This window comes from Pantoea sp. GM_Pan_4 (genome assembly GCF_026541005.1).
Classification (GTDB): domain Bacteria; phylum Pseudomonadota; class Gammaproteobacteria; order Enterobacterales; family Enterobacteriaceae; genus Pantoea; species Pantoea dispersa.
Genome location: NZ_JALNUZ010000002.1, coordinates 39,507 through 58,416 on the forward strand (window position 1 = coordinate 39,507; position 18,910 = coordinate 58,416).

The 18,910-nt window shown below is 58.0% G+C and carries 18 protein-coding genes; 12 read left to right on the forward strand and 6 right to left on the reverse strand.

Translation table 11 applies throughout. The features are described from left to right. Nucleotides 1-2 precede the first annotated feature (2 nt). On the forward strand, nt 3-953 hold the full coding sequence (locus tag OXR61_RS06165; RefSeq protein WP_031279756.1) for an ATP-grasp fold amidoligase family protein: 951 nt from the start codon (nt 3-5) through the stop codon (nt 951-953). Between the two features lie 54 nt (nt 954-1,007). Here OXR61_RS06165 and OXR61_RS06170 read toward each other — a convergent pair whose 3' ends face one another. Both OXR61_RS06170 and soxS read right to left on the reverse strand, forming a co-directional pair. Next, entirely contained in the window at nt 1,008-1,289 is a 282-nt protein-coding gene (locus OXR61_RS06170; protein ID WP_010618515.1) for a YjcB family protein, read from the reverse strand. Nucleotides 1,290-1,533: 244 nt separating this feature from the next. Further along, nucleotides 1,534-1,962 (reverse strand): superoxide response transcriptional regulator SoxS, encoded by a 429-nt coding sequence (soxS, locus tag OXR61_RS06175; protein WP_021507833.1) that lies wholly within the window; start codon nt 1,960-1,962, stop codon nt 1,534-1,536. A 99-nt stretch (nt 1,963-2,061) separates the two neighbouring features. On the opposite strand from soxS, the gene soxR reads away from it, so the two are divergent. The 4 genes from soxR to OXR61_RS06195 all read left to right on the forward strand — a co-directional run bounded on the left by soxR (nt 2,062) and on the right by OXR61_RS06195 (nt 6,742). Further along, on the forward strand, nt 2,062-2,538 hold the full coding sequence (gene soxR, locus OXR61_RS06180) for a redox-sensitive transcriptional activator SoxR (protein ID WP_021507832.1): 477 nt from the start codon (nt 2,062-2,064) through the stop codon (nt 2,536-2,538). Nucleotides 2,539-2,581: 43 nt separating this feature from the next. Beyond that, nucleotides 2,582-3,250 carry a glutathione S-transferase gene (locus OXR61_RS06185; RefSeq protein ID WP_021507831.1) on the forward strand — a complete coding sequence of 223 codons (669 nt, stop codon included), beginning with the start codon at nt 2,582-2,584 and terminating at the stop codon, nt 3,248-3,250. Nucleotides 3,251-3,606: 356 nt separating this feature from the next. Continuing rightward, on the forward strand, nt 3,607-4,956 hold the full coding sequence (locus OXR61_RS06190; RefSeq protein ID WP_021507829.1) for an NCS2 family permease: 1,350 nt from the start codon (nt 3,607-3,609) through the stop codon (nt 4,954-4,956). A gap of 136 nt (nt 4,957-5,092) precedes the next feature. Continuing rightward, a complete protein-coding gene (locus tag OXR61_RS06195; protein WP_021507828.1) occupies nt 5,093-6,742 on the forward strand; it encodes a Na+/H+ antiporter in 1,650 nt (549 codons plus the stop codon). A gap of 60 nt (nt 6,743-6,802) precedes the next feature. On the opposite strand, the gene OXR61_RS06200 is transcribed toward OXR61_RS06195, so the two are convergent. Beyond that, nucleotides 6,803-7,705 (reverse strand): LysR family transcriptional regulator, encoded by a 903-nt coding sequence (locus OXR61_RS06200; RefSeq protein WP_021507827.1) that lies wholly within the window; start codon nt 7,703-7,705, stop codon nt 6,803-6,805. A gap of 103 nt (nt 7,706-7,808) precedes the next feature. On the opposite strand from OXR61_RS06200, the gene OXR61_RS06205 reads away from it, so the two are divergent. From OXR61_RS06205 to OXR61_RS06220, 4 genes are all read left to right on the forward strand, one after another. Next, the gene (locus OXR61_RS06205) at nt 7,809-8,234 is read left to right on the forward strand and encodes a CidA/LrgA family protein (protein WP_021507826.1); all 426 of its coding nucleotides are present in this window, start codon (nt 7,809-7,811) and stop codon (nt 8,232-8,234) included. Further along, on the forward strand, nt 8,227-8,922 hold the full coding sequence (locus OXR61_RS06210; protein WP_021507825.1) for an LrgB family protein: 696 nt from the start codon (nt 8,227-8,229) through the stop codon (nt 8,920-8,922). The genes OXR61_RS06205 and OXR61_RS06210 overlap by 8 nt, the downstream gene beginning before the upstream one ends. A gap of 82 nt (nt 8,923-9,004) precedes the next feature. Next, nucleotides 9,005-9,550 (forward strand): YfaZ family outer membrane protein, encoded by a 546-nt coding sequence (locus OXR61_RS06215; RefSeq protein ID WP_021507824.1) that lies wholly within the window; start codon nt 9,005-9,007, stop codon nt 9,548-9,550. A gap of 139 nt (nt 9,551-9,689) precedes the next feature. Further along, complete coding sequence (locus tag OXR61_RS06220; protein WP_031279754.1) at nt 9,690-10,235, forward strand: YfaZ family outer membrane protein; 546 nt, start codon at nt 9,690-9,692, stop codon at nt 10,233-10,235. Nucleotides 10,236-10,394: 159 nt separating this feature from the next. Here the strand turns inward: OXR61_RS06220 and OXR61_RS06225 are convergent, their stop codons facing one another. The 3 genes from OXR61_RS06225 to acs all read right to left on the reverse strand — a co-directional run bounded on the left by OXR61_RS06225 (nt 10,395) and on the right by acs (nt 14,502). Then, nucleotides 10,395-12,047: a cation acetate symporter gene (locus OXR61_RS06225; protein ID WP_021507822.1), complete on the reverse strand. Its 1,653-nt coding sequence runs from the start codon at nt 12,045-12,047 to the stop codon at nt 10,395-10,397. Next, nucleotides 12,044-12,373 (reverse strand): DUF485 domain-containing protein, encoded by a 330-nt coding sequence (locus tag OXR61_RS06230; protein ID WP_021313201.1) that lies wholly within the window; start codon nt 12,371-12,373, stop codon nt 12,044-12,046. The genes OXR61_RS06225 and OXR61_RS06230 overlap by 4 nt, the downstream gene beginning before the upstream one ends. Nucleotides 12,374-12,546: 173 nt before the next feature. Continuing rightward, nucleotides 12,547-14,502 (reverse strand): acetate--CoA ligase, encoded by a 1,956-nt coding sequence (acs, locus tag OXR61_RS06235; protein ID WP_267411349.1) that lies wholly within the window; start codon nt 14,500-14,502, stop codon nt 12,547-12,549. Between the two features lie 580 nt (nt 14,503-15,082). Here acs and gltP point away from each other — a divergent pair. From gltP to murP, 3 genes are all read left to right on the forward strand, one after another. Next, nucleotides 15,083-16,384, forward strand: a complete 1,302-nt coding sequence (gene gltP / locus OXR61_RS06240) for a glutamate/aspartate:proton symporter GltP (RefSeq protein WP_021507820.1) — start codon at nt 15,083-15,085, stop codon at nt 16,382-16,384. A gap of 149 nt (nt 16,385-16,533) precedes the next feature. Further along, the gene (gene murQ / locus OXR61_RS06245; protein WP_021507819.1) at nt 16,534-17,445 is read left to right on the forward strand and encodes an N-acetylmuramic acid 6-phosphate etherase; all 912 of its coding nucleotides are present in this window, start codon (nt 16,534-16,536) and stop codon (nt 17,443-17,445) included. Then, nucleotides 17,445-18,884 (forward strand): PTS N-acetylmuramic acid transporter subunit IIBC, encoded by a 1,440-nt coding sequence (gene murP, locus OXR61_RS06250; protein ID WP_021507818.1) that lies wholly within the window; start codon nt 17,445-17,447, stop codon nt 18,882-18,884. The genes murQ and murP overlap by 1 nt, the downstream gene beginning before the upstream one ends. Nucleotides 18,885-18,910: the final 26 nt, after the last annotated feature.

Consider the following 18,910-nt stretch of genomic DNA (forward strand, 5'->3'; position numbering starts at 1 on the left):
ATATGATCAGGTTGAAAGACGAACTCAGAAGAAGCGTACAGTATTTCATCAAAAAGATGCCCTGGGCTTACCAGGATCGCATCTACTACTTTCACAAATTCCGTAAGCTGCCGAACCTGCGTCAGCCGAAGGTGTTCAACGAGAAAGTGCTGTATCGCAAATTCGTCTACGGCGACTACCAGTGCTATGGCCGCCTGTCGGACAAATTTTCGGTGCGTGAGTACATTGCCGAAAAGGTGGGCAGTGAGTATCTGATTCCGCTGGTTTATGAGACCAGCGATCCGCACTCACTGCATACGCTGCCGAGCTGGAAGAACACGGTTATCAAGCCGAATCACGGCTCCAACATGGTTGAGATCCTGCTGGAAGAACCGGATGCGCTGAAAAAACAGCAGATTATCAGCGACTGCCAGCGCTGGCTGAAGACCGACTTCGCCAACGAGGCGCGCGAGATTCACTATCGCTATATCAAGCCGCGCATTCTGGTGGAGAAGTACATCGGCGATGGCAAAACCGCGCCGATCGATTACAAGTTTCACATGTTCAACAAGCGCGACGGCAATTTTGAATATGTGCTGCAGGTGATCTACAACCGCTGTAATCCGCTGCTGTCGATGAACTTTTACGTCAACAATCTTAACGAGGCGTATCACAAAATCCGTGATACCGGGCTGGATGTGTCACCGTTGCTGCCACAGCTGCAGCACGCGCTGGCGCTGAGTAAAACGCTGGCCAGCGACTTCGATTATGTGCGCGTGGACTGGTATATCGATGGCGAACAGATCTACTTCGGTGAGCTGACGTTCACGCCAGGCGCCGGGCTGGTCACCGGGTTGGATCGGGGGCTTAATCAGATGATGGGTGATATGTGGATTCAGGATCGTCGCGATACGCAGAGATCGGACGTCACGGTGCCGGAAGTACCACTTCCAGCCGTATTGAAGAAAATTTGAAATCACACAGCAAAATAAAAAACCCCGCTTAGCGGGGTTTTTTATGCGCCGCGTTTACGGCATTGGCCAGTCGGCTGGTGTCTGGCTCATCACCTGAATAAACGCTTCTTTGGTGATGGACATAAAGTTATGCACGTTTTCCATGCTCAGCGTAATGCCGAGCAGACCGGTAACGAACCAGCATGACATCGCTACGCCCACGCCGCCGCACATCAGCGCCATCACGTGGTGGCTGTTCTGACGCAATTTAATTTTCATGGTGCTGGCGAAGAACATCATTACCGCGCTGAGCAGTTCCCAACGCATGACGATCAGACTGGTAGTTAACGTAGCCATCGGCGAAAAACCTCTTGAGATCAGTAATATCCCTGACATTCATCGGACATCACTGGCGGCAGAAAAGGGAGGTCAGGGAAGCCCTTCTGTCGTCTTAATACAGCTCGAATCTGTGACTTGGGTCACATTATATCACTGGATTTGAAAATTTGAACAAAATTTAGACCTGGTATGGCAGGCAAAGAAAGGGCTGGAGGAAGGTGGAGATGAGGGGAAAGGCGCGCCCGCGTGGGGCGCACTGACTTCAGCGTACCGGGCAGCACTCGCCGGTGGTGCGCTGGGCAAAGCTGTTCATGCCTTCGCTGCAGTCAAAGTTGACCAGACGCGGACGCTGCACCATCGCCTGGCGACGCATGCTGTGACGATAAGCGGTAGGGGTTTGCGAGAACTGACGGCGGAACACGCGCGAAAACGTCTGCTGCGAGTCGTAGCCGTACTGCATCGCAATGTCGAATACCGGACGCTGCGTCTGATGCAAGGCTTCGGCGGCCAGCGTGAGACGGCGCTCACGAATATAACCACCCAGCGTTTGTTTCGTAACTGTACGGAACATACGCTGCAGGTGCCATTTCGAGTAACCCGATTTTGCCGCCACTTCATCAATCGACAATGTTTTATCCAGATTCTGATCGATCCAGTTAGTCAGTGAATGGATGATTTCCTGTTGCATCATAGCCTGTTCCTTCTGCAAGGTTATCGACTGGTTTGAAATTCGCTGTTTTGCTGGGGTGCGAGTATAATTCCTCAAGTTAACTTGAGGTAAAGGCCCTAAATGAAAAAAGAACGCAATTACCCGAAACCGGTGCTGACGCCGGGCGAAGTGGCGAAACGCAGCGGCGTGGCGGTATCGGCGCTGCACTTTTATGAAAGCAAAGGCTTGATCAGCAGCACGCGCAATGGCGGTAATCAGCGCCGCTATAGCCGTGATGTGCTGCGCCGCGTGGCGATTATCAAAATTGCCCAGCGCATCGGGATTCCGCTGGCGACGGTCAGCGACAGCCTGATGCACGTGCCGGCGAATAAGCGTATGTCGACGCAGGAGTGGGACGCGCTGACGCAGCACTGGCGCGAAGAGCTGGATAAACGCATCGAAACCCTGACGCGTCTGCGCAACGATCTTGACGGCTGCATTGGTTGCGGCTGCCTGTCGATGCGCGACTGTCCACTGCGCAATCCGGGTGACCGTCTGGGGCAGCAGGGCTCCGGAGCGGTCCTGCTCGATCCGCAACAGGACGAGCCGCAGCGTTAATCCGCTATACTAGATGCCAACCCTTAGCAGCAAGGAATCGCGCATGATTACCGTTCACCATCTGGAAAACTCCCGTTCTCATCGGGTGCTGTGGCTGCTGGAAGAGCTGGCGGTGCCGTATCAAATCAAACGCTATCAGCGGGAAAATACCCTGCTGGCGCCGGACGAATTAAAGAAAGTGCACCCGCTGGGTAAATCGCCGGTGATTACCGATGGCAATCGGGTGATCGCCGAATCGGGCGCCATCCTCGAATATCTGCAGCTAAAGTATGACAGCGAGCATCTGCTGGCGCTGCATGAGGAAGAGGAGCAAATTCAGGCGCGTTACTGGCTGCACTATGCTGAAGGTTCGCTGATGCCGCTGCTGGTGATGAAGCTGGTGTTTGCTCAGCTTGGTAAAAAGCCGGTGCCGTGGCTGCTGCGCCCGGCCGGCGTGGCGCTGAGTAAAGGCATTCAGAAAGCGTGGCTGAACAAGCAGCTGGCGCTCCACGGGCGCGTGATTGAGCAGCATCTGAGCCAGCAGCGCTTTTTTGCCGGTTCACGCTTCAGCATTGCCGATGTGCAGATGAGTTTTCCGCTGCTGGCGTTGCAGATGCGCGGCGCGCTGGGTGAGATGCCCGCCACGGCGCGCTGGCTTGAGAATATGCAGCAGCGCGCCGCGTGGCAGCGCGCGCTGGAGCAGGGCGGCCCGATTCAGTTCAATAACGGCTGAGGCGCAGCGGTAACGCGACGATACAGGATGCCGCGACGCGCTGTCGCGGCACCGCAGCAAACCACCTGAAATGCCAGCCTTTTTCCTCCATGATTTCCTGCTCCCGCTAGCGTAACGCCAGCCATAATGGCGCCAGAGCTGCGCATTATCCTGCCTGCCAGGTGATTAGCAGTTGAAAACGCCACCCCAAACGCCAGATAATCGTTTGCCTTTTTTCCGCGTCACCCCTTTTTGACCTGGAATACGCGGCCACGTAATCGTTTGCCTGCTTTTCTCTCTGAGACATCTTCACCAGGATGATGCGCAAACGCGAGCCGCGCGGTGACCTATATCTTAAAAAACACAGAGGAATAACTATGTCTGGCGAATCACGCCCGGCCAGGGGAAAACTGGACGCCTGGTTCCACATTTCAGCACGCGGCAGCAGTGTGCGGCAGGAAGTGCTGGCTGGCCTCACCACCTTTTTAGCGATGGTTTATTCAGTCATCGTGGTGCCTGGCATGCTCGGTAAAGCGGGCTTCTCACCGACGGCGGTGTTTGTCGCTACCTGTCTGGTGGCCAGCTTTGGCTCCCTCATCATGGGACTGTGGGCCAACCTGCCGATGGCGATTGGCTGCGCCATCTCCCTGACCGCCTTCACCGCGTTCAGCCTGGTACTGGGCCAGCACATTAGCGTGCCGGTGGCGCTGGGCGCGGTCTTCCTGATGGGCCTGCTGTTCACGCTGATTTCCGTAACCGGCATTCGCGCGTGGATTCTGCGTAACCTGCCGATGGGCGTGGCGCACGGCACGGGCGTCGGTATCGGCCTGTTTCTGCTGCTGATTGCCGCCGATGGCATTGGCCTGGTGGTAAAAAACCCGGCGGCAGGCCTGCCGGTGGCGCTTGGCCACTTCACCTCTTTCCCGGTGATCATGGCGCTGATCGGGCTGGCGGCGATTTTTGGTCTGGAAAAACGACGGGTACCGGGCGGCATTCTGCTGACCATCATTGCGATTTCGCTGCTTGGGCTGATTTTCGACCCGGCGGTAAAGTGGCAGGGGCTGTTTGCCATGCCAAGCCTGAGTGATGCCAGCGGCCAGTCGGCAATGTTTAGCCTGGATATCATGGGTGCGCTGCAGCCGGTGGTGTTACCGAGCGTGCTGGCGCTGGTGATGACCGCGGTGTTTGATGCCACCGGCACCATTCGTGCGGTGGCCGGGCAGGCGAACCTGCTGGATAAAGAGGGCCAGATTATCAATGGCGGTCGCGCGCTGACCACCGACTCAATCAGCAGCCTGTTTGCCGGACTGGTGGGTGCCTCGCCCGCCGCAGTGTATATCGAGTCCGCTGCGGGTACTGCCGCCGGCGGTAAAACCGGCCTGACGGCGATTGTCGTGGGTCTGTTGTTCCTGCTGATTCTGTTTATGTCGCCGCTGGCTTATCTGGTTCCGGCCTATGCCACCGCACCCGCGCTGATGTATGTCGGCCTGCTGATGCTGAGCAACGTGGCCAAAATCGACTTCAATGATTTCGTCGATGCGATGTCTGGCCTGCTGACGGCGGTATTCATCGTACTGACCTGCAACATCGTCACCGGCATCATGCTCGGCTTTGCCGCGCTGGTGATTGGCCGCCTGTTTGCCGGCGAGTGGCGCAAGCTCAACGCTGGCACGGTGGTGATTGCTGTGGCGCTGGTGGCGTTCTACGCGGGCGGCTGGGCTATCTGACCGCAATCCGGGCGTCAGTCCGGATTATTCTCTTTATCGCACACGCCGCACATCGGGTAGCCCCGCCGGGCGGCGTTTTGTTTTACACTTTCCGACGCAACATCGCTTCGATTAATATGATTCGCCTAAGGAAAGCATGGAAATCTTCTTTACTATTCTCATCATGACGCTGGTGGTTTCGCTGTCCGGCGTTGCGGCACGTATCCTGCCGTTTCAGATCCCGCTCCCGCTGGTACAGATCGCGGCCGGCGCGCTGCTGGCCTGGCCAACCTTTGGTCTGCACGTCGATTTTGACCCCGAACTGTTCCTCGTGCTGTTTATTCCGCCGCTGCTGTTTGCCGATGGCTGGAAAACACCGATCAACGAGTTTCTGCATCACGGCCGTGAAATTATCGGCCTGGCGCTGGTGCTGGTGCTGATTACCGTGGTCGGTATCGGCTACCTGATTTACTGGCTGGTGCCGGGTATTCCGCTGATTCCGGCGTTCGCGCTGGCGGCGGTGCTGTCACCGACCGATGCGGTGGCGCTCTCCGGCATCGTCGGCGAAGGGCGCATCCCGAAAAAGATCATGTCGATTGTCCAGGGCGAGGCGCTGATGAATGACGCGTCGGGCCTGGTGTCACTCAAGTTTGCCGTCGCGGTGGCGATGGGAACCATGGTGTTCACCTGGGGCGGCGCCAGCGTCGAATTCCTTAAAGTGGCGATTGGCGGCCTGGTGGCCGGTGTCGCAGTTTGCTGGCTGTATGGCCGTTCGCTGCGCCTGCTCAGCCGCTGGAGCGGTGACGATCCGGCAACGCAAACCGTACTGCTGCTGCTGCTGCCGTTCGCCTCTTACCTGATTGCTGAACACCTCGGCGTCTCCGGCATTCTGGCGGCGGTAGCGGCCGGTATGACCATCACCCGTTCCGGCATCATCCGTCAGGCACCGCTGGCAATGCGCCTGCGCGCCAACAGCGTATGGCAGATGCTGGAGTTTGTGTTCAACGGCATGGTGTTCCTGATGCTGGGCCTGCAGCTGCCGGACATTCTCTCCACCTCGATTGCTCAGGCGAACGCCGATCCTAACGTCGAGCTGTGGATGCTGTTCGCCGACGTCGGGCTGGTCTATGCGGCACTGATGATCGTGCGCTTCGGCTGGCTGTGGATCATGAAGCGCACCAGCCTGCGCCTGCTGAAGAAGAAGCCGCTGGAGTTCTCCAGCTACTCGCTGCGTGAACTGCTGATCGCCTCTTTTGCCGGCGTGCGCGGTGCTATCACGCTGGCCGGTGTGCTGTCGATTCCGCTGTTCCTCAGCAACGGCGAACCTTTTCCGGCGCGCTACGAACTGGTGTTTATCGCCACCGGCGTGATTCTGTTCTCGCTGTTTGTCGGCGTGATTCTGCTGCCGATTCTGCTGCGCGGCATGGAGAGCCACGACAAAGTGGGGCACCGTCGCGAAATCCAGAGCGCGCGTGCCGCGATGGCCGGCGTGGCGATCGAAAGCCTGCACAAAATGGAGCAGCGACTGGAAAACGACGCTGAAGAGAACATCGATCCTGAGCTGCTGAAAGAGGTCAGCCTGCGGGTGATTGGTAATCTGCGTCGTCGCGTCGATGGCAAAGATGATATGGAGCAGGCGCTGTTTGCGGAAAATCTGGAGCGCCGTTTCCGTCTGACCGCGCTGCGCGCCGAACGTGCCGAGGTTTATCATCTGCGCGCCACCCAGCAGATCTCCAACGAGACCATGCAGCGCCTGCTGCGCGATCTCGACCTGCTGGAAGCGTTGCTGATAGAGAAAGAGGAATAGCCGCCGCGTTTTGCTGCTCTCCGATCCCGCGGCCGCCTGACAGACAGGGCGGCCGCTTTGTTACAGCGATAGCCGTGGCGCGTTATCCGGCCAGTGTTCGCGGCAGCAGGCAATCCACGCCTGCGCGCTGCGCGACAGATAACTGCCTTCGCGCCAGATTAGCCCCAGACGCCACTGCAGCTCCGACTCCAGCGGCAGCCACAGCAAGGCCTGTTTATCCAGCCGCTGGCAGATCGGCTCCGGCAGGATCGCCAGCCCCATATCCGCCTGCACCATCGCGGCAAGAAAATCCCACTGCGCGCTACGCAGCGCGATATCCGGCATCACTCCCTGGCGCTGAAACGCTTTCATCAGCTGGCGGTTAAGCGAAAACTCTTCGTTGAGGATCAGCAGGGGATGCTGAGCCAGCTCTGCCAGCGTCAGGCTGGTGCGGTTGAGCCAGCGCGCGCTGCGCGGCAGCAGCACGCACAGCGGATGGCGCATCAGTTCCAGCGTGTTCAGCGGCAGCTCCGCATCAATCGGCAGGGCGGTCAGCGCAATATCCAGCCCGCCGCTCAGCACCGCCTGCTGCACCGTCAGGCCACCAAATTCGGAGATTTTCAGCTGTACGCCGGGATAGCGGCGGCGGAACGCGGAGATCGATCCGGCAATCTGCATGCCGACCATCGGCGGAATGCCCAGCCGCAGCTCACCGGTTTTCAGCTGGTTGATGTCACTGATTTGCGCCTCCAACTGATGAAACTCCTGCAAAATCGCCAGGCCGCGCTGATAAACCGCCTGGCCGCTGTCGGTGAGATGCAGCTTGCGTCCCTCGCGCAGCAGCAGCGTACAGCCCAGCTCTTCTTCCAGCTGGCGCAGCATTTTGCTGATGGTGGGTTGCGTGACGAACAGCTTCTCCGCCGCGCGGGTAAAGCTCTGCTGACGCACCACTTCGGTAAAATATCGCAGCGCACGCACGTCCATAAACATTCCTTTTTTGCATAGTTTGAATAATTTTAATTCATTTCTTTCACACTCTGGCGCGGATTTATACTGAAACCCTGAATTTTGAGGGGGGGAGAGAGAAATGGCGTCCGCGCTTCGTCCGCGCACCACGGATATCCTGCAACGCGTCACGGTGCCGCTGCAGCTGGTGCTGTATATCGCCCTGTTCGTTGCCAGCGGTCAGCTGGTGAGCTGGCTGCATCTGCCGTTACCGGCCAACGTCGTGGGTATGGTGTTGCTGTTACTGTTGATCGTCAGCGGTATCGTGCCGCTGCGCTGGGTTAAAGCCGGGGCCAACTGGCTGCTGGCCGAAATGCTGCTGTTTTTTATTCCGGCGGTGGTGGCGGTGGTGAATTACAGCGACCTGCTGCGCAGTGAAGGCTGGCGCATCTGTGTGGTGATCGCCGTCAGTACGCTGATGGTGCTGGCGGCCACCTCGCTGGTGGTCGATCGCTTATACCGCTTCGAACTGGCGCGCGCCGCGCGTAAGCAGGGCGATCGTGACTGACTTTATCATTAGCCTGTTGTGTCTGGCGCTGACGCTGCTGGTTTACTACCTCAATAAACGCCTGTACCGGCGCAGGCCTACACTACTGCTGATGCCGCTGGTGTTAACGCCGCTGGTGCTGGTGGCGCTGCTGCTGCTGACGCACGTCAGCTGGCAGGATTACATCGCTGAAAGCCACTGGCTGCTGTGGCTGCTGGGGCCGGCGACGCTGGCTTTTGCCGTGCCGGTTTACGAAAACCTGCACATTATCCGCCGCCACTGGCTGTCGCTGAGCGTGGGCGTGATCACTGCCACGCTGGTGGCCGTGTGCAGTTCGGTGTGGCTGGCGCGGCTGCTGACGTTACCGGAGAGCATCCAGCGTAGTCTGGCGGTGCGCTCCATCACCACGCCTTTTGCGCTGGCAGCGGCCCAGCCGATTGGCGGCCAGCCCGATTTGGTCGCGCTGTTCGTGGTGATTACCGGCGTGTTTGGCATGGCGGTGGGCGACGTGCTGTTTTTACGTATCGCGATTAAGCAGGGCGTGGCAAAAGGCGCCGGCTTTGGCGCCGCCTCGCACGGTGCCGGCACGGCACGCGCTTATCAGCTCGGCCAGCAGGAGGGCGTGGTCTCCAGCCTGGTAATGATGCTCTCCGGCGTGCTCACGGTGCTGCTGGCCCCGCTGCTGGGTCAGCTGTTGTGGCATGCCTGACGGGCAAATTTGAGCCTGGGCTCATATCAGAGTTTCCTCGCTTTGCTTACCGTTTGCGCGCGTAAACAACAAGGAAGCGAGAATGAAAAATACCACATTAGCATTAGGCCTGCTGCTGGCCGCCACCGGGACCAGTGCCGCTGAGATCGGCGGGCAGGGCGGCAGCCATTTCTGGACAGCCCGGATTAACAGCGACCGCACCGCACCAGGCGTGCAGGCAGCACTGGAGTATGTGCATGGTCATCAGCAAACCCATCTGCTCGACGCCAGCCTCGGCTACGGCTTTTCCCTCGGCGCGCTGCAGGTAGCACCGCGTATCGGTGCATTCTGGGCCGATGTGAAAACCACCTCAACATCGAGTCGCGGCATGAATGGCGGGATTCGTCTGATGGCACCTCTGCCGCAGGCAGGGGCTACCTGGCTCTATCTGGATTACAGCCTGTCGCCTGATTTTGCCAACCATAATCTGCATGCGCTGCATCAGCTGGAAGCGGGCGTCTATTACCAGCCGGCGAAGTGGTTATCACTCAGCAGCGGCTATCGCTACCTCTCCGTCAACGGTGATTATGGCCATGCCGATCAAAGCCTGATGGATGGCCTGTTTATCGGCGCTGCCGTGCGCTTCTGATCCCTCCACGGCCGTTCGCGGCCGTTTTCTGCCCGCTGTAACCCATTTTTACGTAAAGCTTTCCAAATAAAGTTGTGTCATGTCGCCGCGCTGTTTACCCTTTGCGCCGAATTATGTGTCCTTCATGGAGTGGATTGTTATGTTTAAGCAACTTGTTACGGGAAGCGTTTTAGGTCTGGCACTGCTGAGCGGCGGCGCGCAGGCGATTGAGGGCAGTGTTGACGTGGGTGAGCACAGCACCAACCTGAACCTTGGCCTCGGCACCGCTTCACCGGGTCTGTTTCTGAAAGGCAACTGGCTGCGCAGCGATCACGACGGCAGCACTTACGGCCTTGGTATGGGTTATAACCTGGATGTGGGTGATTTCCGCGTGGCACCGACGGCAAAAGCGCTGTTCACCCATCCGGAAGATGGCCGTGATGGCTTCACCGTGGCGCTGGGTGCCGGTGCGCAGTATAACTTCAACAGCATGTGGGGCCTGTACGGCGAATATTACTATGCGCCGGAAGCGTTCTCCGATCGTCTGGACAGCTATAAAGAAGCCTCAGGCGGCCTGAGCTTTACGCCGATTTCGCTGCTGAACCTGCGCGTTGGCTATCAGTACATTGAGCTGAACAACAAAGGCGACCGCAAAGATAACGTGCTGGTCGACGGCCCGTACGTCGGTGCGTCGCTGCGTTTCTGATGACTGTACCAGGTGCGCATGAATGCGCACCCTACGAAATTCCCCGTAGGGTCGCCATTCATGGCGACCTGGTCAATCACCGCACCGTGTTAATGGCGACCTGGCCAATTACCGCACTACGTTCATGGCGACCTGGTCAATCACCGCACCCTCTCAATCTTAATGTGCTTTCCCTTGCGAAATCCCGACGCCCGTCTGTGAACGGATAAACTGTCCGCGGAATTTCGCCCGCTCCAGCGCCCCCTGCTGGGAATGATCGGTAATGGAAAACAGCCAGGTGCCGACAAACGCGACCAGCATCGAGAACAGCGCCGGATATTCGTACGGATAGACTGGCGTTGCGTGTCCCAGTACCTGCACCCAAATGGTCGGGCCGAGAATCATCAGCACCACCGCCGTCAGCAGGCCCAGCCAGCCTCCCACCATGGCGCCGCGCGTGGTCAGTTTTGACCAGTACATCGACAGCAAAATAATCGGGAAGTTACAGCTGGCGGCAATCGAGAACGCCAGGCCGACCATGAAGGCAATGTTCTGTTTCTCGAACAGAATGCCCAGCGCAATCGCCACCACGCCCAGCACCAGCACGGTAATTTTCGACACCCGCAACTCTTCACGCTCGGTGGCCTGACCTTTGCGGATCACGCTGGCATACAGGTCATGCGACACCGCCGAAGCACCGGCCAGCGTCAGGCCGGCCACCACCGCCAGAATGGTGGCGAAGGCTACCGCCGAGATAAAGCCGAGGAACAGGCTGCCGCCGACCGCATTGGAGAGATGCACTGCCGCCATGTTAGTGCCGCCAATCAGCGCGCCGCTGGCGTCTTTGAAGGCCGGATTAGCGCCGACCAGCAGAATGGCGCCGAAGCCGATAATAAAGGTCAGGAAGTAGAAGTAGCCCATAAAGCCGGTGGCCCAGAACACGCTTTTGCGTGCTTCTCTTGCATCGGCGACGGTGAAGAAACGCATCAGAATATGCGGCAGGCCGGCGGTGCCAAACATCAGGCCCAGACCGAGCGACAGCGCGGAGATCGGGTCTTTCACCAGACCGCCCGGCTGCATGATCGCGCTTCCTTTCGGATGCACCGCCATCGCCTCGGTAAACAGCGTATTAAAGCTGAAACCGGTGGCTTTCATCACCATGATGGCCATAAAGCTGGCACCAAACAGCAGCAGCACCGCTTTGATAATTTGCACCCAGGTGGTGGCGAGCATGCCGCCAAACAGCACGTACAGCACCATCAGAATACCGACCAGCACCACCGCGATGTGGTAGTCGAGACCGAACAGCAGCTGGATCAGCTTACCGGCACCCACCATCTGCGCAATCAGATACAGCGCCACCACCACCAGCGAACCGCAGGCGGAAAGGGTGCGGATAGGCTTTTGCTGCAGGCGGTAGGACGCCACATCGGCAAAGGTATAACGACCCAGGTTGCGCAGGCGTTCGGCAATCAGGAACAGAATCATGGGCCAGCCGACGAGGAAGCCGAGCGAGTAGATCAGCCCGTCGTAGCCGGAGGTGTAGACCAGCGCGGAGATACCGAGAAACGAGGCGGCCGACATAAAGTCACCGGCCATCGCCAGGCCATTCTGGAAACCGGTGATGTTGCCGCCGGCAGTGTAGTAATCGCTGCGCGAGCGGGTGCGTTTGGACGCCCAGTAAGTAATGCCGAGCGTGGCCGCCACAAAGACCACGAACATGATGATCGCTTCGTAGTTGGTGGCCTGTTTTTGCACCGCGCCGGTAATGGCATCGGCGGCAAATACGCTGGCTGGTACGATAGCCAGCGAGGCGGAGAGCAGGCGCTTCATGATTTCACCTCGCTGACAATCTGTTTGGTCAGACGATCAAACTCGCCGTTGGCGCGCCAGACATAAACGCCGGTCAGCAGAAACGACACCACAATCAGGCCGACGCCGATGGGGATGCCGCGCGTCACATTGGTGCCGGCGTGCAAGGGCGTGCCGAGCCAGCCGGGCGCGAAAGCAATCAGCAGAATAAAGCCGACGTACAGTACTAGCATGATGAGGCTGAGCAGCAGCGCAAACGACTGACGTTTGTGCACCAGCTCCTGAAAACGCGGATTGCTTTCGATTTGTTGCCAGACGGCTTCCTGTTGGTTCAGGGCTTCGTTCATCACATTTTCTCCAGAGGCAAGGCAGACAGAAAACTCACGGCAACGTGATTTAACTGGCTGAATATTCTAGTTATTAAGGTTGTGCGATGGTGAAAAGCATACGGCGTAAGGATGGAAGAGCGGAGAGCTGCCTGCCGGGGACAGGCTGATACTCTCCGCCGGGTCAATGCCGGTTATGGCATGGTGATCGACTGTTTCTCCTCGAGCAATTTCTCCACCACGCCCGGATCGGCCAGCGTTGAAGTATCGCCAAAGTTGCTGGTATCGCCGGCGGCGATCTTGCGCAGAATGCGGCGCATGATTTTGCCGGAGCGGGTTTTTGGCAGCGAATCGGTCCAGTGCAACACGTCTGGCGTGGCAATCGGGCCGATCTCTTTACGCACCCAGTTGCGCACCTCACTGTACAGCTCTGGCGACGGCTCTTCGCCGTGATTCAGCGTGATATAAGCATAGATCGCCTGGCCTTTAATGCTGTGCGGAATCCCCACCACCGCGGCTTCGGCAATTTTCGGATGCGAGACCAGCGCGGACTCGATCTCCGCCGTGCCAAGCCGGTGGCCGGAGACGTTCAGCACGTCATCGACGCGGCCGGTGATCCAGTAATAGCCATCGTCGTCACGGCGCGCGCCGTCGCCGCTGAAGTAGCGATTTTTAAACGTCGAGAAGTAGGTTTGCTCGAAGCGATCGTGATCGCCAAACAGCGTGCGTGCCTGGCCGGGCCAGGAGTCGACGATCACCAGGTTACCCTCGGTGGCACCGTCCAGCGTATTACCTTCGTTATCCACCAGCGCCGGCTGGACGCCAAAGAACGGTTTGGTGGCCGAACCGGCCTTCAGCTCGGTGGCACCGGGCAGCGGCGTAATCATGAAGCCGCCGGTTTCGGTCTGCCACCAGGTATCGACGATCGGGCAACGACTGTCGCCAATCTTTTTGTAATACCACTCCCAGGCTTCCGGGTTGATGGGCTCGCCGACCGATCCCATGATGCGCAGGCTGCTGCGCTGGGTGCCGGCAATCGCTTTATCACCCTCGGCCATCAGCGCGCGGATAGCGGTTGGCGCGGTGTACAGCAGCGTGACCTTATGTTTATCCACCACTTCGGCCATGCGGCTGGGCTGTGGCCAGTTGGGTACGCCTTCGAACATCAGCGTGGTGGCTCCGCAGGCCAGCGGGCCGTAGATCAGATAGCTGTGCCCGGTAATCCAGCCCACGTCGGCGGTGCACCAGTACACATCATCTTCATGATAATCAAAAACATATTTGAAGGTGGTGGCAGCATACACCAGATAACCGCCGGTGGTGTGCAGCACGCCTTTCGGCTTGCCGGTGGAGCCGGAGGTATAAAGGATAAACAGCGGATGTTCGGCCTCGACCGCCACCGGCTGATGCTGATCGCTGGCTTTCGCCATCAGTTCATGCCACCACAGATCGCGGCCTTCGCGCCAGCCGGTCTCTTTGCCGGTGCGCTGGAACACCACCACGTTTTTCACGCTGGTGACGTTTGGATTGATCAGCGCATCATCCACGTTTTTCTTCAGCGGAATGCTGCGTCCGGCACGCACGCCTTCGTCAGCGGTAATCACCAGTTTTGCACTGGAATCCACTACGCGTCCGGCCACCGCTTCAGGTGAGAAGCCGCCAAAAATGACCGAGTGCACGGCGCCGATGCGCGCGCAGGCCAGCATGGCGACCGCGGCTTCCGGTACCATCGGCATGTAGATCGCCACCACATCGCCTTTCTTCACGCCAAGGCCGGTCAGCACGTTGGCGAAGCGGCAGACGTCGGCGTGCAGTTCACGGTAAGTCAGGGTTTTGCTCTCGCTGGCGTCATCGCCTTCCCAGATAATCGCCGGGTGATCGCCGCGCGTAGCCAGGTGGCGATCGAGACAGTTGGCGGCAAGGTTCAGCGCGCCATCTTCATACCAGCGAATCGAAATATTGCCGGGGGCAAACGAGGTATTTTTCACTTTGCTGTAGGGCGTCATCCAGTCGAGGATTTTGCCCTGTTCGCCCCAAAAGGCCTCAGGATCGTCAACCGACTGTTGATACAGCGCCGCGTACTGATCGGCATTTATCAGGGCATTCGCTGCAATGGCAGCGGGTACGGGATGCTTGTGTATTTGGCTCATGGCTGACCTCCTTGAAGATGTTAATCATATGTCAATCAAAGGTTAATTGAAGAGTGAGGCCGGGCTTTGTTTCTGTTTTGCAGTCTGGATCACGACCTTGTGTAAGGCTGAAAAGTCACCCAATTCAATCTGTTTACCGGCGCAGGAAATGAGGCAAAACCACTGGCTGGATCAATAAAATTATGAACCAGCCGGTTAAATAAGCAGCAAACAGACCGGCACGTTTTTTCAGCAATCCTGAATAGCTATGCGGAAAATTATCGAATTAACACTTTTCATAACAGCGAGTTATGACAGGCGCATGTCAGCAGCATTTTATGCTGCCTGGCTGTGCAGGATTTAAGCTATCGCCCCAGGGGTTGCATTTACCGTAGTGAAAATGGTACTTATCTCGGCCCTGTTCAGCAGGTATCAACTCAGGCTGCATCATCGCGCGGGCGCATAATGCCGGCGCAGCGGTAACCGATGCAGTCCATTATAACCCTCTATTTTATCGGGCTTTTGCTCACTTCCCTGTGTGTAATGTCTTCTGCACCTTCGCAGCAGAGCAAAGGGGTTTTAACTGAGGAAATAACGCGTTATGAAAGGTTTTAAACTCACCCTCGCGTGGCAGATTCTGATTGCCCTGATTCTCGGCGTTATCGTCGGAACCGTGCTGCATAATCAGCCAGACGATCGTGAATGGTTAATCACTAACATTCTTACTCCTGCCGGCGACATCTTTATTCATCTGATCAAGATGATTGTGGTGCCGATTGTTATTTCCTCACTGATTGTCGGCATCGCCGGCGTGGGTGATGCGAAAAAGCTCGGGCGGATTGGTGTGAAAACCATCATCTATTTTGAAGTGATTACCACCATTGCCATTGTGGTCGGCATCACGCTGGCCAACGTATTCCAACCCGGCAGCGGCATTGATATGTCAACGCTGGCAACGGTGGACATCTCTAAATACGAAGCCACAACGGAAGCGGTGCAGGGTGCGCCACATGGCCTGGTGACCACCATTCTGTCGCTGATCCCGCAGAATATTTTCGCCTCACTGGTCAAAGGCGACATGCTGCCGATTATCTTCTTCTCGGTACTGTTTGGCATGGGACTGTCGGCGCTGCCGTCGGAGCATCGCGATCCGCTGGTGACCGTATTCCGTTCCATTTCCGAAACCATGTTTAAAGTGACGCACATGATCATGCGCTATGCGCCGGTCGGGGTGTTTGCACTGATTGCCGTCACCATTGCCAACTTCGGCTTTGCTTCGCTCTATCCGCTGGCCAAGCTGGTGCTGCTGGTGTACGTGGCGATTCTGTTCTTTGCGTTCGTGGTGCTGGGTGCGGTGGCGCGCTTCTGCAAGTTGCGTATTACCACCCTGATGCGCATTCTGAAAGATGAGCTGATTCTGGCGTATTCCACCTCCAGCTCAGAGACCGTACTGCCGCGCATCATGCAGAAGATGGAAGCCTACGGTGCGCCGAAGGCGATCACCAGCTTCGTGGTGCCAACCGGCTATTCGTTCAATCTGGATGGTTCAACGCTGTATCAGAGCATTGCGGCGATCTTTATCGCCCAGCTGTACGGCATTGACCTGTCGCTGACCGATGAAATCATTCTGGTGCTGACCCTGATGGTGACGTCGAAAGGCATCGCAGGTGTGCCGGGCGTCTCGTTTGTGGTGCTGCTGGCCACGCTGGGCAGCGTTGGTATTCCGCTGGAAGGTCTGGCGTTTATCGCCGGCGTCGACCGTATCATGGACATGGCGCGCACCGCGCTCAACGTCATCGGTAACGCGCTGGCGGTGCTGGTTATTGCCCGCTGGGAAAACCAGTTTGATACCAAACAGGCCGCTGCCTACGAGCTGCAGCTGCGCACGCAAAATGCCAGCTAAGCGACACGCTCTCTGACTGAACCCGCCTTCTGGCGGGTTTTTTTATGTCCGCTGCCGCAAAAGGCAAAAAAATTGACCTGAGCAGGAGGAATTAACAATTCTATATGATATATAGTTTCAAGAATAAATTATTCCTGAAGGGAGCGAACATGAACATTGATCTGAGCCAGATGATCACCGAGGGCCGCAACCCGGCGAGCCAGAACATTGACGAGCTGAACACGGAAGCGATGCTGCGCGTCATTAACGATGAAGACAAAAAAGTGGCGCTGGCGGTGGAAGCTATCGTGCCGCAGATTGCTGAGGTGGTGGATGCCATCACGGCGGCATTCAGCCAGGGCGGACGTCTGATTTACTGCGGTGCCGGGACCTCCGGCCGTCTCGGTATTCTCGATGCCAGCGAATGCCCACCCACGTTCGGCACGCCGCGCAGTCAGGTGGTCGGGCTGATCGCCGGCGGCCATACCGCCATTTTACAGGCGGTGGAAAACGCCGAGGACAACCGCGAGCAGGGCGCGCAGGATTTAAAAGATATCGACTTTTCGGCGCGCGATGTGCTGGTCGGCATTGCTGCCAGCGGCCGCACGCCTTATGTGCTCGGCGCGCTGGCCTGGGCGAAGCAGCAGGGCGCCTTCACCGCCGCGCTGACCTGTAATCCCAACAGCGCCATGTCGCAGGCGGCGGACGTCGCCCTGACGTCGGTGGTAGGCCCGGAAGTGGTCACCGGCTCGTCACGCATGAAAGCCGGCACCGCGCAGAAGCTGGTGCTCAATATGCTGACCACCGGCGCCATGATCCGCAGCGGCAAAGTGTACGGCAACCTGATGGTCGATGTAGAAGCCACCAATCAGAAACTGGTGCAGCGGCAAATCAACATCGTTAAGCAGGCCACCGAATGTGACGATGCCCGCGCACAGCAGGCGCTGGCAGCGTGCGGCGGCCACTGTAAAACCGCCATTGTGATGATACTGGCGGACCTGAACGCCGATGACGCGCAGGCGCTGCTGGCGCAGAACCACGGCTTTATCCGCCAGGCATTACACCACGCAGGAGCGCAATGATGGCGGCGATCACTGAAAGCTTATTGCGCGATATCCTGCAGGCGGTCGGCGGCGCTGGCAACGTCGTGCACTGCGGTAACTGCATGACGCGTCTGCGTCTGACGCTGGCCGATGCCTCGCGGGTCGACAGCGCCCGGCTGAAAACGCTGCCCGGCGTGCTGGGCGTGATTGACAGCGATGCCCAGCTGCAGATTGTGCTCGGCCCTGGCAAAGCGCAAACTGCAGCGGAAAAAATGCAGGCGATGCTGAACAGCGCCACGCCAGAGGCGGCGGGCGATCTGCACAGCATCGCCAGCGCGCAGAAGCAGCAGATGAAAGCGAAGCAAACCAGCGCGCTGCACCGTTTTCTCTCCTGCTTTGCCACCATTTTTACCCCGCTGATCCCGGGTTTTATCGGTGCCGGATTGCTGCTGGGGTTTGCCACGCTGATTGAGCAGGTGTTTCATCTTAATCAGCCCGGGGAACACGCCCGCTGGCTGCTGGATACCGTGGCTTATATGAAGGTGTTCGGCAAAGGGTTGTTCACCTTCCTCAGTATCTTAATCGGCTATAACGCGCAGAAAGCGTTTGGCGGCACCGGCGTGAACGGCGCGATTATCGCCTCGCTGTTTGTGCTGGGGTATGTGCCGAACGCGACCGTCGGCTATTACAGCGGCATGCAGGATTTCTTCGGCCTGACCATCGATCCGCGCGGCAATATTATTGGCGTGCTGCTGGCGGCGATATTTGGTGCCTGGCTGGAGAAACAGCTGCGCAAAATTATCCCGGATAATCTCGATATGATCCTTACCTCGCTGCTGACGCTGTTAATTACCGGCGCGGTGACGTTCCTGGTGATCATGCCGATTGGCGGCGAGCTGTTTAAAGGCATGTCGTGGCTGTTTATCCACCTGAACAATAACCCGTTCGGCTGTGCCATTCTGGCCGGTTTATTCCTGATTGCGGTGATGTTCGGCATTCATCAGGGCTTTATTCCGGTCTATTTTGCGCTGATGGAAACCCAGGGTTTCAATTCGCTGTTCCCGATACTCGCCATGGCCGGAGCCGGTCAGGTCGGGGCCTCGCTGGCGCTGTGGTGCAAAGCCGACAAGCATTCGCTGCTGCGCAGCCAGATTAAAGGCGCCATCGTGCCAGGCCTGCTGGGCGTCGGTGAGCCGCTCATCTATGGCGTGACGCTGCCGCGTCTTAAACCGTTTATCACCGCCTGCTTCGGCGGTGCGTTGGGCGGCTTCTTTATCGGACTGGTGGCGTGGCTCGGCCTGCCGGTGGGCATGAACACGGTGTTTGGCCCGTCAGGACTGGTGACGCTGCCGCTGATGACCTCTTCGCAGGGCATCTTTGCCGGTATGGCGGTCTATCTGGTGGGGCTGATCGTGGCGTGGATCGGCGGCTTCGTCTTTACCTGGTGGGGCGGCACCAAAAACGTCGATTTAAGCTAGAAAAGCCTGCGCGAGCAGACCGTCAA

Excerpts from the sequence above, each read along its gene's own strand:
- OXR61_RS06165 (WP_031279756.1), top strand. The coding sequence starts at position 3 with ATGATCAGGTTGAAAGACGAACTCAGAAGAAGCGTACAGTATTTCATC.
- OXR61_RS06170 (WP_010618515.1), bottom strand. The coding sequence starts at position 1,289 with ATGGCTACGTTAACTACCAGTCTGATCGTCATGCGTTGGGAACTGCTC.
- soxS (WP_021507833.1), bottom strand. The coding sequence starts at position 1,962 with ATGATGCAACAGGAAATCATCCATTCACTGACTAACTGGATCGATCAG.
- soxR (WP_021507832.1), top strand. The coding sequence starts at position 2,062 with ATGAAAAAAGAACGCAATTACCCGAAACCGGTGCTGACGCCGGGCGAA.
- OXR61_RS06185 (WP_021507831.1), top strand. The coding sequence starts at position 2,582 with ATGATTACCGTTCACCATCTGGAAAACTCCCGTTCTCATCGGGTGCTG.
- OXR61_RS06190 (WP_021507829.1), top strand. The coding sequence starts at position 3,607 with ATGTCTGGCGAATCACGCCCGGCCAGGGGAAAACTGGACGCCTGGTTC.
- OXR61_RS06195 (WP_021507828.1), top strand. The coding sequence starts at position 5,093 with ATGGAAATCTTCTTTACTATTCTCATCATGACGCTGGTGGTTTCGCTG.
- OXR61_RS06200 (WP_021507827.1), bottom strand. The coding sequence starts at position 7,705 with ATGGACGTGCGTGCGCTGCGATATTTTACCGAAGTGGTGCGTCAGCAG.
- OXR61_RS06205 (WP_021507826.1), top strand. The coding sequence starts at position 7,809 with ATGGCGTCCGCGCTTCGTCCGCGCACCACGGATATCCTGCAACGCGTC.
- OXR61_RS06215 (WP_021507824.1), top strand. The coding sequence starts at position 9,005 with ATGAAAAATACCACATTAGCATTAGGCCTGCTGCTGGCCGCCACCGGG.
- OXR61_RS06220 (WP_031279754.1), top strand. The coding sequence starts at position 9,690 with ATGTTTAAGCAACTTGTTACGGGAAGCGTTTTAGGTCTGGCACTGCTG.
- OXR61_RS06225 (WP_021507822.1), bottom strand. The coding sequence starts at position 12,047 with ATGAAGCGCCTGCTCTCCGCCTCGCTGGCTATCGTACCAGCCAGCGTA.
- OXR61_RS06230 (WP_021313201.1), bottom strand. The coding sequence starts at position 12,373 with ATGAACGAAGCCCTGAACCAACAGGAAGCCGTCTGGCAACAAATCGAA.
- acs (WP_267411349.1), bottom strand. The coding sequence starts at position 14,502 with ATGAGCCAAATACACAAGCATCCCGTACCCGCTGCCATTGCAGCGAAT.
- gltP (WP_021507820.1), top strand. The coding sequence starts at position 15,083 with ATGAAAGGTTTTAAACTCACCCTCGCGTGGCAGATTCTGATTGCCCTG.
- murQ (WP_021507819.1), top strand. The coding sequence starts at position 16,534 with ATGAACATTGATCTGAGCCAGATGATCACCGAGGGCCGCAACCCGGCG.
- murP (WP_021507818.1), top strand. The coding sequence starts at position 17,445 with ATGGCGGCGATCACTGAAAGCTTATTGCGCGATATCCTGCAGGCGGTC.